This window comes from Massilia sp. FBCC-B171, from assembly GCF_059134155.1.
Genome location: NZ_CP101443.1, coordinates 1,073,131 through 1,087,260, shown reverse-complemented (window position 1 = coordinate 1,087,260; position 14,130 = coordinate 1,073,131). Strand labels below are relative to the sequence as shown.

10 protein-coding genes are annotated in these 14,130 nt (G+C 64.1%); 5 read left to right on the top strand and 5 right to left on the bottom strand.

Annotation, left to right across the window (positions count from 1 at the left end; genetic code table 11):
* Nucleotides 1–60: 60 nt before the first annotated feature.
* Nucleotides 61–219, bottom strand: coding sequence for a DUF5329 family protein (locus NMB41_RS04830; protein ID WP_494382934.1), 159 nt, complete (start codon nucleotides 217–219; stop codon nucleotides 61–63).
* Between the two features lie 169 nt (nucleotides 220–388).
* Here NMB41_RS04830 and NMB41_RS04825 point away from each other — a divergent pair, with 169 nt between their 5' ends.
* Nucleotides 389–850, top strand: coding sequence for a hypothetical protein (locus tag NMB41_RS04825; RefSeq protein WP_494381348.1), 462 nt, complete (start codon nucleotides 389–391; stop codon nucleotides 848–850).
* 65 nt (nucleotides 851–915) lie between these two features.
* Here NMB41_RS04825 and NMB41_RS04820 read toward each other — a convergent pair whose 3' ends face one another.
* A complete protein-coding gene (locus NMB41_RS04820) occupies nucleotides 916–2,769 on the bottom strand; it encodes a glucokinase (RefSeq protein ID WP_494381347.1) in 1,854 nt (617 codons plus the stop codon).
* Entirely contained in the window at nucleotides 2,769–4,397 is a 1,629-nt protein-coding gene (locus NMB41_RS04815) for an alpha-glucosidase family protein (RefSeq protein ID WP_494381346.1), read from the bottom strand. Before NMB41_RS04815 ends, NMB41_RS04820 begins: the two co-directional genes overlap by 1 nt.
* A 245-nt stretch (nucleotides 4,398–4,642) precedes the next feature.
* Here NMB41_RS04815 and NMB41_RS04810 point away from each other — a divergent pair, with 245 nt between their 5' ends.
* Nucleotides 4,643–6,253: a POT-type proton-dependent oligopeptide transporter gene (locus NMB41_RS04810; protein ID WP_494381345.1), complete on the top strand. Its 1,611-nt coding sequence runs from the start codon at nucleotides 4,643–4,645 to the stop codon at nucleotides 6,251–6,253.
* An 81-nt stretch (nucleotides 6,254–6,334) separates the two neighbouring features.
* On the opposite strand, the gene pepA is transcribed toward NMB41_RS04810, so the two are convergent.
* Nucleotides 6,335–7,192, bottom strand: coding sequence for a flocculation-associated PEP-CTERM protein PepA (gene pepA, locus NMB41_RS04805; protein WP_494381344.1), 858 nt, complete (start codon nucleotides 7,190–7,192; stop codon nucleotides 6,335–6,337).
* A gap of 189 nt (nucleotides 7,193–7,381) precedes the next feature.
* Between pepA and NMB41_RS04800 the strand changes: the two genes are divergently transcribed.
* Entirely contained in the window at nucleotides 7,382–7,936 is a 555-nt protein-coding gene (locus NMB41_RS04800) for a hypothetical protein (protein WP_494381343.1), read from the top strand.
* A gap of 121 nt (nucleotides 7,937–8,057) precedes the next feature.
* Here the strand turns inward: NMB41_RS04800 and NMB41_RS04795 are convergent, their stop codons facing one another.
* Nucleotides 8,058–8,690, bottom strand: coding sequence for a PEP-CTERM sorting domain-containing protein (locus tag NMB41_RS04795; RefSeq protein ID WP_494381342.1), 633 nt, complete (start codon nucleotides 8,688–8,690; stop codon nucleotides 8,058–8,060).
* A gap of 257 nt (nucleotides 8,691–8,947) precedes the next feature.
* Between NMB41_RS04795 and NMB41_RS04790 the strand changes: the two genes are divergently transcribed.
* Both NMB41_RS04790 and NMB41_RS04785 read left to right on the top strand, forming a co-directional pair.
* Nucleotides 8,948–11,671 (top strand): alpha-1,6-glucosidase domain-containing protein, encoded by a 2,724-nt coding sequence (locus tag NMB41_RS04790; protein WP_494381341.1) that lies wholly within the window; start codon nucleotides 8,948–8,950, stop codon nucleotides 11,669–11,671.
* A 280-nt stretch (nucleotides 11,672–11,951) separates the two neighbouring features.
* The gene (locus NMB41_RS04785) at nucleotides 11,952–14,129 is read left to right on the top strand and encodes an ATP-binding protein (RefSeq protein ID WP_494381340.1); all 2,178 of its coding nucleotides are present in this window, start codon (nucleotides 11,952–11,954) and stop codon (nucleotides 14,127–14,129) included.
* Nucleotide 14,130 lies beyond the last annotated feature (1 nt).

Here is a 14,130-nt window from a genome sequence, read left to right as displayed (position 1 = left end):
CGTGCCCACGCGGATTCAAACGGCCACCAACGTAACAGGCAACAGCCCCACGCCCGCCGATTATCTACCCGCCCGCCCCCGAAACCGCGCCAGCTCCTCTTTCAAATACACCGCACTGGCCACCGCCTTCCCTCCCCCGCACCTGACCAGATAATCCTTCCCGCTCATGCTGCTCCCGGTCGCCGCATGCTGGATAAACGACTCCGCATTCGCCACCAGATCGCGCCTGACCAGGTAATCGTATTTCTTGCGCAGGTGATTGCGCGCCGCGGCCCCATCGAGTCTAGCATTGCCCGATCAAGCCAGGCGCGGGCGCGCCACGGCGATTGTTTTCCAAATCCAACTATTTGGGCTAGTATGGCCGCAGTTTTTTTAACGAGGCTCGATCATGATTTCACGCGGCGCACCCCTGCTGACGCTCACCCTGCTGGCCGCCCTGCTCGCCGGCTGCAAGGACAAGCAGCCGCCCGCACCGCCACCGCCTCCGCCGGCCAAGCCGGTGGTCCAGCAGAAGCCGGAGCCGGCAGTCACGCGCGAACAGGCGATGGCCTCGCTGCTGGCGCTGCCGGAAGTGAAAAGCTGGTCGCAGGAGATCGAAAAACGCTCGCGCGGCAAGGCCCATGGCGCCGTCATCGAAGACGACCCGACCCCGCGCGTGATCAACGGCCGCGCATACTGGCAACTGAGCTTTGTCGAAAACCGCGCCGACAAGGTGCATCGGCGCGAGAGCTTTCTCGTGGCGCGCAGCGGGGAGCAGATCCTGGTGGAAGACACGGCGAACGATACGGTGCTGTCGCTGGACGATTGGCGGCGCAGTATCCGGCGCGTGGAGTTGAAGTCGGCGGATTAACATGATCCGCCGGGGTGCGACGATGCCGGCGTAACGCGTGGACTCAGGAGTCCACCCTACGTTAATCAACTGTCCAGATGCGAAATCAACAGCCTGCGCTGCTCCACGTCCGCCCCATCGCGCCCATTGTGCGCATCGACCGACAAGCCCACGGCCATGATGTCGATGAACAGCAGCTGCAAGATCCGCGAAATCATCGACAGGAAAATCGTGCTGTCCTCGGCGTGATCCACCGCCAGGCTCACCGTCGCCTTGCGCGCCAGCGGCGACTGGCTGTTGCCGATCGCGATCACGTCCGCCCCGCGGCTACGTGCGATATCGACCGCCTGCAGCAGCTCCGGCAGCCGCCCCGAATTTGAAATGGCGATCACCACATCGCCCGGCCCCAGCAGATCGGCGGCCAGCGCGAACAGGTGCGAATCGCCATACAGCGCCGTCGGAATCCGGAAGCGGAAGAATTTATGCTGGCCGTCGAGCGCCACCACGCGCGCATTGCCCATCGCGTAGAACTCGACGCGGCGCGCGCGGCTGACCAGTTCGATGGCGCGGTCCAGCGTGTGCACGTCCAGCCCATCGCGGAATTTCAAAATCGCCGACACCGTGTTGTCGATCACCTTGGCGGATAAATCGTGGGTGCTGTCGCTGTTTCTCACCTGGCTGTGGCGCACGGGAATCGCGCCGGTCAGGCTGCTGGCGAATTTCAGCTTGAAGTCAGCCAGGCCCAGGAAGCCGAGCGAACGGCAGAAGCGGATCACGGTCGGTTGCGAGACCTCCGCGCTGCGCGCAATCTCCGCGATCGGTTCGTTCAGCACCAGGCGCGGCTGCTCGAGCACGAGCGTGGCGACGCGCTGTTCGGCCGGCGTCAGTTCGTGGCGCAGGTGCTTGATGCGGTCCATCAGCGTATTAGCGCCGCTGCGCCCACGCAGGTGTTCGGAGAGGATGGTCGCCACGCCGTGGAAGGCGGGATTGGGCGTCGTGATCACATAGGTCGGGATGTCGGCCAGGTAGTGCGAGAAGCGCCCCTTGGCCTCGAAGCGCGCCCGGAACGGCGAGCGTGCGAACCACTCCCCCAGGCGCGGCACGATGCCGCCGCCGATGAAGATGCCCCCAAAAGCGCCCAGCGTCACGGCGAGATTGGCCGCGGCGGCGCCCAGCATGCCGCAGAAGACCTCCAGCACCTCGATGCAGAGCGCGTCGTCCTGGTCGAGCGCACAGGCCAGGATCTCGGCGGACGAGCGCGCAGGCGCCGCGACACCGTTACGCGCGGCCAGCGCTTCGTGGATCAATTCCATGCCGGGCCCGGAAATCAGGCGCTCGTTCGACACGTGCTGCCAGGCGCGCCAGGCGTGCTGCAGGATTGCGAACTCGCGCTCGTCGCCGGGCGCAAAATTCACGTGCCCGCCTTCGCTGCCCAGGGTGACGAAACCGTCGGCGGTTGGAATCAGGCCCGACACGCCGAGGCCCGTGCCCGGCCCCAGCACGCCGATGACGGCATTCGCCGCCGGCGCACCGCCGCCGACCTGCATCAGGTCGTCCGGCGTGAGCACGGGGATCGCCATGGCGAGGGCCGTGAAGTCGTTCACCACCAGCAGCGTGGCCAGGCCCAGCTCGCGCCGCACCGCCTCGGTCGAGAAGGCCCAGGCGCGGTTGGTCATGCGCACCTGGTCGCCGTTGACCGGATTGGCCACGGCGAAGGCGGCGTGCTGCAGGTTCAGGTCGGCGTGTTCGGCCAGGTAGAAGCGCAACAGCGGCACGACGCCGTCGAAGTCTTCGCATCGCAAGACGGCGACATGGCGGAACACGCCCGGCGCCGTCTGCAGGGCGAAGCGCGCGTGCGTGGCGCCGATATCGGCCAGGAGGCGCGGGCCGTCGGCAAAAGCCGTGCGCCCGAATTTTTCCAGCTCGGGCGCGTTGCCCATCAGGCGCTGGTTCCGAACCAGGCGCCGTAGGCCGGCAGCGTGACGCGGCCGTTCGCCGCTTCGCCCGGCAAGCCGTGGCCGGAAAGAATCTGCGCGCCTGCCGTCTCCGGCCAGTCGATCGTCACCGGCGCATTCGACAGGTTGAACGCGGCCAGTACGGTCGGCTCGCCCGCGAGCGTGCGGCGCAGCGCCAGCACCGGCTCCGGCGCATCGAAGAAGGAGATGTCGCCGCGCGTGAGCTGCGGCAGGCTCTGGCGCCAGTGAATGATGCGGCGCGCGGCGTTCAGGCTTGAGGCCGGGTCGAGGTCCTGCTGCGACACGGAGGCGGCCAGGTGCGGCACGGCCACCGGCAGCCATGGCTTGCCTTCGGTGAAGCCGGCGTTCGGCGCCGCATTCGTCCACGGCATCGGCGTGCGGCAGCCGTCGCGGCCCTTGAACTCGGGCCAGAAGGTGATGCCGTACGGGTCCTGCAGCAGTTCGAAAGGCACGTCGGCCTCCGGCAGCGCCAGCTCGTCGCCTTGGTACAGGCAAGGCGTGCCCTTCAGGGACAGCTGCATCGCCAGGATCAGCGACGCGAACGAGGACGGCGCATTCTCGCCGCCCCAGCGCGTCATCACGCGGATCGCATCGTGATTGCCGACCGACCAGGAAGCCCAGCCGCCTTTGACGCGCGCTTCGAATTCCTCGACCTGGGTGCGGATGTGCGCGGCCGTGAACTGCGGCGTGAGCAAATTGAAGCTGTAGGCCATGTGCAGCTTGTCGCCGTCGGCCGTGTACTCGGCCATGCAGGCGAGCGCATCGTCGGCGCCGACTTCGCCGATCGACACGGCGCTGTATTCGTTGAGCAGCGTGCGCACCTTCTGCAGGAAGGCGATGTTTTCCGGACGCGTCTTGTCGTAGATATGGGACTGCATGCCGTAGGGGTTGACGTCGGTGACCGAGGCCGTATCGCGCGTCAGCGCCGGCGGATTGCTGCGCAATTCGGTGTCGTGGAAGTGGTAGTTGCAGGCGTCCATGCGCACGCCGTCGACGCCGCGTTCGAGCCAGAAACGCAGCGCGTCCAGGTGGGCCTTCTGCACGTCCGGATTATGGAAGTTGAGCTGCGGCTGGCTGACCAGGAAGTTGTGCATGTAGTACTGCTTGCGGCGCGTGTCCCACTGCCAGGCGGAGCCGCCGAAGACCGACATCCAGTTGTTCGGCGGGTTGCCGTCCGGCGCCGCGTCGGCCCAGACATACCAGTCGGCCTTCGGGTTGTCGCGGCTGGCGCGGCTCTCGGCAAACCACGGGTGCGCATCGGCCGTATGCGCCATGACCTGGTCGATCATGATTTTCAGGCCCAGGCTATGGGCCTTGGCGATCATCGCGTCGAAGTCGGCCAGGGTGCCGAACAGCGGATCGACGTCGCAATAGTCCGAAATGTCGTAACCGAAGTCCTTCATCGGCGACTTGAAGTAAGGGGACAGCCAGACGATGTTCACGCCCAGGCCGGCGATGTAGTCGAGCTTCGCGGTGATGCCGGGGATGTCGCCCACGCCGTCGCCGTTCGTGTCGAGATAGCTGCGTGGGTACACCTGGTAGATGATGGCTTCGCGCCACCAGTCGGCGCTGTGCGTGGAGGTCTGGGTCATGACGGGGATCCGGTTGGTGATTTTTACGCAATATACAGCAGCTTTTTCGATTTTACAATCCGCACATCTACGCCCCAAGAGTGCATATTTCCTTTGCATTCAAGGACTTAAATGCAAATAATATTTGCATCGCCTGTCGCGGAAGTAGCAAAACTACGGACGTGCTGCGATGCGCCATATTTGACCCTTGCAAAGACCTCAGCGGCATCATAGGATCGCGTGTTATTTATTTTCAGGATGCGCCCATGAGCCAGCCGACACCCGCCGCCACCAGCGGCCGCATGCCCCGCCAGATCCCCTACATCATCGCCAACGAGGGCTGCGAGCGCTTCAGCTTCTACGGGATGCGCAACATCCTGACGCCCTTCCTGATCTCGACCCTGCTGCTGTTCTTGCCGGAGTCCGCGCGCACCGGCGAAGCCAAGCACGTATTCCACACCTTCGTCATCGGCGTCTACTTCTTCCCGCTGCTGGGCGGCTGGCTGGCCGACCGCTTCTTCGGAAAATACAATACCGTCTTCTGGCTCAGCCTCGTGTACTGCGCGGGCCACGCCTGCCTGGCGATCTTCGAGGACAACCTGAACGGCTTTTACTTCGGCCTGTTCCTGATCGCCTTCGGCTCGGGCGGCATCAAGCCGCTAGTGGCCAGCTTCGTCGGCGACCAGTTCGACCAGACCAACAAGGACAAGGCGAAGTTCGTGTTCGACGCCTTCTACTGGATCATCAACTTCGGCTCCTTCTTCGCCTCGCTCCTGATGCCGGTCTTCCTGCGCGACTACGGCCCCTCGGTCGCCTTCGGCATTCCCGGCATCCTGATGTTCATCGCGACCATGGTGCTCTGGAGCGGGCGCAAGAAATACGTGCACGTGCCGCCCAGCGCGGCCAGCCCGGACTCGGTCACCCGCGTCGCGCGCACTGCGCTCATGGCACGCGCGCCCGGCCAGGGCCGCCCCGGCCTGACGGTCGCGCTGATCGGCGTTCTTGGCGCCATCGTCTCGCTGGCGATGTCGGTGCAATGGGGCTTCGTGATCGGCGCCTGCACGGCGCTGGTCCTGCTGCTGGCCTTCGGCGGCATCGGCACCTCGATGCAGCTCGAGCGCGCGCGCGGCCGCCATTCCGACGAAGCGGTCGACGGCGTGCGCGCCGTGCTGCGCATCCTGATCGTGTTCGCCCTGGTCACGCCCTTCTGGTCCCTGTTCGACCAGAAGGCCTCGACCTGGATCGTGCAGGCCAATTCGATGATCACCACCTTCTCCGTCTTCGGCAGCGAGTTCACGCTGCTGCCGGCGCAGATGCAGGCCTTGAATCCGCTGCTGGTGATGCTGCTGATCCCCTTCAATAACTTCGTGCTGTTCCCGCTGCTGGAGCGTATCGGCTTCATGCCGACGCCGCTGCGCCGCATGACGGCCGGTATCGCCTTCTCGGCGCTGTCGTGGATCGTGATCGGTACCATCCAGGTCTCGATGGACGCCGGCACGCCGATCTCGATGGCCTGGCAGATCCTGCCGTATGCGCTCTTGACGATGGGCGAAGTGCTGGTCTCGGCCACGGGCCTGGAATTCGCCTACAGCCAGGCGCCGGCCTCGATGAAGGGCGCGATCATGGCGCTGTGGTACCTGGCGGTCACGGTCGGTAACCTGTGGGTGCTGGTCGTGAACGCGGCGGTGAAAAACGACACGGTGATCCATGCCATTTCGGAATCGGGTGTCGGCGTGATCGCCTTCCAGATGTACTTCTTCGCCGCCTTTGCGCTCCTTGCGGCGGCGGCGTTCGGGTGGTACGCCAAGCGCTACAAGATGGTCGACCACTACCGCAGCACTGCCAGCGCGAAAGCGCCGGTGGCGGCCAAGGCTTGATGCCGCACGTTTCCACAGCTTGAAAAAAAGCCCGCGGATGCGGGCTTTTTCATGTCCTGCGCGGGCGCGGGCCCGGACCAATCAGGCCTTCTTGGCGCGCTTGCGGCTCACCATGCCGGCGCCCAGCAGGGCGATGCCGAACAGGGCCAGCGAGCCCGGCTCCGGCACTTCGCCCAGCTTGACCTGGCCGTTGTTACTGACGAAGAAGTAGCCTGGCGTATTGGCATACTGCTGGCCGTTGCAGCCGTTGCCGGTGAAGTTCGCGTACTGGCAGGCCACTTCGTCCACCAGCAGGCCGGTTGGCTTGGCCACGGTATTGGCGTTGGTGAATGCGAAGGCCATGATCGATTCCGTCGTCAGGTCCTTGCCGTTCTCGGAGAAGAAGTAGCCGGACTCCAGTCCACCGACGCCCGCCTTGGCCAGCACGGTGACCTGGCCGTTGTTGGTCGGCGAGCCGCTTGCATCGACCGAACCGCCGCCGCCGGCCATCACCGTGAACTCGGCGATCACGTTGCCGAGGTTGGCGCCGTAGATGCCGGCCGAGGTGGCGTACTGGCCGTTGGTCGGGTTCTGGTACATGCGGATGGTGCCGCCGGTGAAGGAGAAGGCGCCGCCGAAGCTGCCGGTACCCGTCGCCTCGAAGGTCGCCGTGATGTTCCCGCCCGGGTAGTTAATCGGGAACAGTCCGCCATTGCTGTCGGCCTGGGTGATGTTGAAGACGGCATGCTCCTTGAAGGAGAAGCTGCTGCTGCTGGTCGGATTAATCTGGATGAATGCGTTGCCGTTCACGTCCAGATATTCGTTGACCTTCTGGCCGCCGGAGAAACCGCCGCCCGTCGGGTTGAACACCCAGTCGTTCATCACGGTGGCGGCATTCGCCGTTCCTGCCAGGGTCGTTGCAACAGCTGCGGCGCATGCCAACTTCGTCAAAAATTTCATGATTTACATTCCTCGTTGATGGTGGTTCGGGAAATACACGTCGATGCGCAAGAGTGAAGCGTCGGTATGTACGTCCAAGAGTCCACAGCTTAGATTGATAAAATGTAATCTTTTCAGTCGATGTGTAAAGAACTCCCGCAAGATTGTAGGAAATATCTCTTGAGAAACAATTGGATGGAGGATAGAAAGATGCGAATCACTACTTTTCTTGGAACGATCGCGCTGCTGAGCGCATGCACCAAGAACGCAGCGCCGCCTGAAGCACCGCAAGCCGCGACGGCGGCAAGCGCTTCCACGGAGCGTCCAGCAAGCGTGCAGCAGGTGCTAAATGCCACAGGGTTTGGCGCCCTTCGCTTCGGCATGACGCTTGCGCAGGCGGAGCAGGCAACGGGCGCCAAGGCCGTATTGCCAACGCCCTTCGATCCCGCGTGCAGCATGGTGCGTTTTCCGACGATGCCGGCACTGCGCTTCATGGTCGAGAGCGACATCGTGACGCGCGCCGACGCCGAGCCCGGTGTCGGCAATGCGGTGGGCGTCGCCGTCGGCGACACGCTGGCGCAGATCCGCGCCAGGCATCCGGAAGCGAAAGTCACGCCCCACAAATACGATGAACAAGGCCATTACGTGCGCTTCGCCAGCGCCGATGGCCGTGCAGCCATCATCATGGAAACGTCAGGTGACAAGGTCACCAAGATACGCGCCGGGCTTGAGCCGGCAGTGAGTTATGTCGAGACCTGCCTGTAGGCGCGGCGCTTTCGCGCCGCTTGCAGCGCTTCTTCCCTGCCAGATCAGCTTCCGCGGGCTCCCACCAGAGCTTGGGATTCGACGGCCTTGAAGAAGCGCCTGGCGCAGTGGCCAGAGAACCTCAAGCTGCCCGGGTCTTGCGGCGGCGGGTCAAGCCCACCAGGCCAAGGCCCAGCCCCAGCATGGCCAGCGTTGCCGGCTCGGGAACCTCGGTCGCATTGAGCATAGCCGTTTCAGCAGCCTGGAAGTTGACAAGCTTGTTATTGGCGTTCATGCGCTGGCCGGTGAAGGTTGCGCGTACGTTGAAGTTATCGAAATCGATACGCGGGCCGCCCGAATAATCGAAGGCGATCCGGTAAACCAGCGGGCTGCCTGCGACGAGCGCGTCGTTTAACTCGTTGAAGCATATCTGGCCGCCACCGTTGCTGCCGCCGCACGCCAGGCCAGCCTCATTTGACGATCCCACCATGGTCGCGCCGTCCAATATGAAGTTGCGGTTTGCCGCACCAGGAGGCCTCATACTGGAAAATACCAGGCTTTTCAGGCTGTTAATCCCCCTGAAGGTGCCGGTGGCTTCGTCGGTAAGAATCGACAGGGTCAGCATGTCACCCTGGTAATACGACTTGTAAGTGACCTCTCTTACCGTGGTGGTGGTGCCGTCGGTGAAGACAGGGGTGGCATGTGCTGCAACGCATGCACTCGCCGTCAGGACTACCGACGCCAGAATGCGGCTTATGCGGAAACATTTATACATCGAATCATCCTCCTAAGTTAACAAACTAACACATCAATTGCTAATATTGCATAATATTTCCTAATGCGCAATAAATAATTCTTTTATTCATTGAATAAGAGATACATTTTTTTAAATTTGCAAGCTCTTTCTCGATCCAACCGGCGATGAATGACAGGCCAGCTAGTAAAATTACATATACAGATTCGCAAATTTACGGCAACCGATCCGAAAGAATCGGTCGCCGTAGCAAAACTACGGAAGGCCCAGCGCATTTCATGACTTACCTCATCCGCTCAATCGCGTTCGCAGCCACTGTCCTCATGCGCCCGGTCCACGCTGCCATTCCCTTGCAAGCCTGCGACACCCCTGCTTTCGCCACGGTCCTGCAGGCTACGCAAGGCAAGCTCGAAGCGCGCGCCGTCTGGCTCGACCGCCGCCTGGCCAAATGGCCGGGCATGGCTGCGGACGGACGCTTCCGCCTTTACCACTCCGCCAGCGGCGCGATTGTGGCCACTGTGGGCGCACAGGTTCGCGGCGCGGCAGGATCGCTGGAGCTGACGGTGCATGCGCACGAGGTTCCGGCGCAGGCAGCGCAGCGCTTCAAGTATGTCGGCGCCGGCCCGGTGCTGGCCGTGAACGACGCCGACCTGCCGCGCATCGCCGCGCTGCACCGCGAGCAGCTGGTACTGGTGCGGGAAAGCGCCGCCGGCACCGTGCTCGCCGCCACACGTCTGCAAAGCGCTGGTGCGCTCGACGACCTGTACGCAGCCGCGCAGGACATCCCCGACCTCGGCGCCATGCCGGGTGCCGGCGCGACCACTTTCAAACTGTGGGCGCCGACCGCGCAGCAGGCGGCCGTCTGCGTCTACGATAGCGGCACCGCGAAAGCCAGCGCCATCCACCCGCTCGCCTTCGACGCCCGCACCGGCGCCTGGAGCGCGCAGGCCCAAGGAAACCTGTCCGGCCGCTATTACAAGTACGCGGTCGACGTGGTCGCCGACGGCGCCGGCCTGGTACGCAACCTCGTCACCGACCCGTATTCCGTCAGCCTCACCACCGATTCGAAGCGCAGCTACATCGCCGACCTCGGCGCCGCCGCCCTGAAGCCGGCAGGCTGGGACGCGCACCGCGCACCCGACACCGTCCGCCGGCAAACCGACATGACGGTGTATGAACTACACGTGCGCGACTTTTCGCGCGACGACACCAGCGTCCCGGCGCGGAAACGCGGCAAGTACACGGCCTTCGGCGAAACCAGCTCGAAAGGCATGCGCCATTTGAAAATGCTGGCGAAAGCGGGACTGACCGACATCCATCTGCTGCCCGTGTACGACATCGCCAGCGTGCCCGAGCAGGCCTGCGCGCAGCCGAAGCCACGCGGCGCGGCAGATAGCGAAGGCCAGCAGGCGCTGGTCGAAAAAACCGCGCATACCGACTGCTACAACTGGGGCTACGACCCCTGGCATTACAACGCGCCCGAGGGCAGCTACGCCAGCGACGCCGCTGATGGCGCGCGCCGCATCGTCGAACTGCGCGAGATGGTCATGCACCTGCACCGCGCCGGCTTGCGGGTCGGCATGGACGTGGTCTACAACCACACCTTCGCCGCCGGCCAGAAGGAGAAGTCGGTACTCGACCGCATCGTACCCGGCTATTACCACCGGCTCGATGCGGCGGGCGCCGTCACCCAGTCGACCTGCTGCGACAACACCGCGACCGAGAATGCCATGATGGGCAAGCTCATGATCGATTCCGCCGTGCTGTGGACGAAGCACTACCGCATGGATTCCTTCCGTTTCGACCTGATGGGCCACCAGCCGCGCGCGGCGATGGAGCGCCTGCAGCGCGAGGTCAACCAGGCCGCCGGCCGCCACGTGCACCTGATCGGCGAAGGCTGGAATTTCGGCGAAGTGGCCGACGGTGCGCGCTTCGTGCAGGCCTCGCAGCTGTCCCTGAACGGGAGCGGCATCGGCACCTTCAGCGACCGCACGCGCGATGCGGCGCGCGGTGGCAGCGCCGGAGACTCCGGCGAGGCCGTCATCAAGCAGCAGGGCTATATCAATGGCCTGGTCTACGACGCCAACGCCAAGGCGCCGCCGCGCCCGCCCACGGACCTGCTACGCGCCGCCGACATGGTGCGCGTGGGCCTGGCCGGCACCATCCGCAGCTATGCGTTCATGAATGCCGACGGCGTCACGCGCAAGCTCGAGAACATGGACTACGGCGGTCAGCCTGCGGGCTATGCCAGCGCGCCGGGCGAGACGGTGAACTATGTCGAGAACCACGACAACCAGACGCTGTACGACGCCAACGCCCTGAAGCTCCCGATCGGCACCTCCACTGCCGACCGTGCACGCGTGCAGGTGCTGGGCCTGGCGATGACCGCCTTTAGCCAGGGCGTGGCCTATTTCCACGCGGGTGCGGAGATCCTGCGTTCCAAGTCGCTGGACCGCAACAGTTTTAATTCGGGCGACTGGTTCAACCGCCTCGACTGGAGCTATCGCACCAACCACTTCGGCACCGGCCTGCCGCCGGCGCCCGACAACGCAAAGGACTGGCCGCTGTTCAAACCGCTGCTGGCCAGCGCCAGCCTGCGTCCCGCACCTGGCGACATCGCCTTTGCACGCGATGCTTTCCGCGATTTGCTCGCCATTCGCGCCAGCTCGACCCTGTTCCGGCTGCACGGGGCCGACGAGGTGGCGCAGCGCCTGCGCTTCTTCAATGTCGGGCCGCAGCAGGAGCCGACCGTGATCGCGGCGCACCTGGACGGGCGCGGCCATGCAGGCGCAGGTTTTGCCGGCATCACCTATTTCATCAACGTCGACAAGGTGGCGCATGTCGTGCGCGACGATGCCGCGCGCGGCAAGCGCCTGCGCCTGCATCCGGTGCACGGCGCGCCAGGCGCCGGCGACAAGCGGGTCCTGGAAGCGCACTACGACGGCGCGAGCGGCAGCTTCAGCATCCCTGCGCGTACCGCCGTTGCCTTCGTCGAAGATTGAATCGGACGGAGGCGCACGCAGCTGCGCCTCCCGATTCTGCCGCAAATCGTCCCACAAATCGTGCTTGCAACAGAAAGTCGACAAATGCCGCGGCATGCAAGTGCAACGTGCTAAGATGAAAATCAATCCCGACTGCTTCCTGTCGCCCCTTCCCGCCTGATCTTGCTGCCGTCGCCGGCTTGCCGCGACTGTTCTCCGTTCTCTCATCTTGCATCCCACACTCCTGTGGTGCCGCAGGCTTTTGCATTTCCCTCACGAACAACGAAAGTAGGCCGCGCGCATGATCGACGAACTCCCCCTGGAAGTAGCAGAGGTCAATCTTCAAAACTGCGCGGACGAACCAATTCATGTTCCAGGCACGATTCAGGCGCATGGCGCGATACTGGTCTTCGACAGCGAAGCCCGGCTGGAGGCGTGGAGCAGCAACGTCGCGGCCCTGTTGCACATCCGCCTGCACGTCGGCATGCCGCTGCAGGCGGTCGAACTGCCGGCGCCGGTTCGCACGATGGCGGAGGAATGCAGCACCATGCTGGCGGATGAAGCGATTCCGTCGGTCCTCCCGGTCGACATCGGCGGCCGCGAATTCGACTGCGTCGTACACGCTTACCTGGGCAGGATCATCGTCGAATTCGAATTGCGCGACGTTTCACTGAACACCGTCGGTATTTTCGCGCTCAAGGCGCACAGCGCACTCGATCGGCTCAAGCGCCAGACCAGCATCGCCTCCCTGCTGCAGATGGCGACCGACCAGGTGCGCGAGATTACCGGCTTCGACCGGGTGATGGGCTACCGCTTCGGCCAGGACGGCAGTGGCGATGTCGTCGCCGAGTCGCGCATCGACAGCCTCGCGCCGCTGCTGGGGATGCGCTATCCGGCCAGCGACATTCCCGCGCAGGCCCGGCGGCTGTACGTGATGAACAGCTTGCGCCTGATTCCGGACTTGAACGCAGAGCCGGTGCCGGTGCTGGGGCGCGAGGGCAGCGCGCCGGTCGACATGAGCCATTGCGTCCTGCGCAGCGTGTCGCCAGTACACATCGAATACCTCCGTAATATGGGTGTCGGCGCGTCGATGAGCGTCTCGATCATCGTCGACGGGCACTTGTGGGGAATGATCGCGTGCCACCACATGCAGCCACGCAGGGTGCCGTATGCGATCCGCATGACGGCCGACGTCATTGCCCAGGTATTGGCAGCGACCGTGCAAAAGCTCGAGGCGCTGCGGCATGCGGAAATCGTCGAGCGCGGCGCGCATATGCGCACCAGCCTGATGCAGGCACTGATGGGCGGCGACGATACCCTGCGCGAAGTCGCCCTGCATGCTGCAGCCATCTGCGCCGTACTCGATTGTCCAGCCATGATCGTGACCCAATCGGGCCGCCATCTGGTACATGGCGATATCGATGCGGACACGGCTGCCGCCGTCGTCCGCACGCATCGGGCAGCCGGCGACACATTGCTGCAGCGCCTGCGGGTCGAGGACTGGCCGGAGTCGGCGCGCGTGCATATCGATCGATGGCCGGGCATGCTGGCGATTTGTTTCGATCCGTCCGCAGACGGCTGGGTGATTGCGATGCGGCCAGAACAAGTAGGCTCGATTCGCTGGGCCGGCAAACCGGAGAAAATTGTCGCGGTCGGCCCGATGGGCGCGCGACTGACGCCGCGCGGCTCGTTCGACGAGTGGCTGGAAACCGTCCGCGGCAGGGCGGAAGCCTGGTCGCCGACACATTTGCTCATCGCCCACCAGATGCAGGAGGAGCTGCACCGCGCCAGCATCGCGCGCCAGACACAAACCGATCTGGCACGTGCCCAGCTCATGGGCATGCTGGGCCATGATTTGCGCGAACCGCTGCACGCCATCCGGATGGCGGCAGTGGTGCTGCAAAATGGCGGGCCGGCGGTACCGATGGGATTGCGGATACATGCGTCGAGCAACCGCATGAGCCGGCTGATCAGCCAGGTGCTCGACGTCAGCAAGATCGAAACCGGCATCGGCCTGGGCTTGCAGATACGCGCGGTCGATCTGGCGGCGGTGATTCGCGACGTTGTCGAGGAAGCGACAATCGGCTACCCCGACGTCGTCTACCGCATGACCGGCCCGGACAGCGTCATGGTGGCGGGCGACACCGACCGGCTGGCCCAGGTCGTATCGAATCTGCTGAGCAATGCGCGCAGCCATGGACGCCTTGCCAATTCGATCGATGTCGTTTTGTCGATCGGGCTGGCGCATGCCGTTTTTTCGATCAGCAACGTCGCCGACGCGCTCGCTCCCGCCACCGTTCGCACGCTCTATGCCCCATTCAAGGCAGCATCGCTGCACAATGCGCACAACCGCGGCGGCATGGGACTAGGGCTGTACATCGCCGAGCGTATCGTCACCGCCCACCAGGGTACGATTTTCTATACACACGCGGAAGGCCGCGTCGTCTTCTCGGTGACGATTCCTCTGGCAAGCGCCTGAC

What these genes read in the sequence shown, in the direction of transcription:
- NMB41_RS04815 (WP_494381346.1), bottom strand. Translation starts at nt 4,397, where the DNA reads ATGACCCAGACCTCCACGCACAGCGCCGACTGGTGGCGCGAAGCCATC.
- pepA (WP_494381344.1), bottom strand. Translation starts at nt 7,192, where the DNA reads ATGAAATTTTTGACGAAGTTGGCATGCGCCGCAGCTGTTGCAACGACC.
- NMB41_RS04820 (WP_494381347.1), bottom strand. Translation starts at nt 2,769, where the DNA reads ATGGGCAACGCGCCCGAGCTGGAAAAATTCGGGCGCACGGCTTTTGCC.
- NMB41_RS04790 (WP_494381341.1), top strand. Translation starts at nt 8,948, where the DNA reads ATGACTTACCTCATCCGCTCAATCGCGTTCGCAGCCACTGTCCTCATG.
- NMB41_RS04785 (WP_494381340.1), top strand. Translation starts at nt 11,952, where the DNA reads ATGATCGACGAACTCCCCCTGGAAGTAGCAGAGGTCAATCTTCAAAAC.
- NMB41_RS04795 (WP_494381342.1), bottom strand. Translation starts at nt 8,690, where the DNA reads ATGTATAAATGTTTCCGCATAAGCCGCATTCTGGCGTCGGTAGTCCTG.
- NMB41_RS04800 (WP_494381343.1), top strand. Translation starts at nt 7,382, where the DNA reads ATGCGAATCACTACTTTTCTTGGAACGATCGCGCTGCTGAGCGCATGC.
- NMB41_RS04825 (WP_494381348.1), top strand. Translation starts at nt 389, where the DNA reads ATGATTTCACGCGGCGCACCCCTGCTGACGCTCACCCTGCTGGCCGCC.
- NMB41_RS04810 (WP_494381345.1), top strand. Translation starts at nt 4,643, where the DNA reads ATGAGCCAGCCGACACCCGCCGCCACCAGCGGCCGCATGCCCCGCCAG.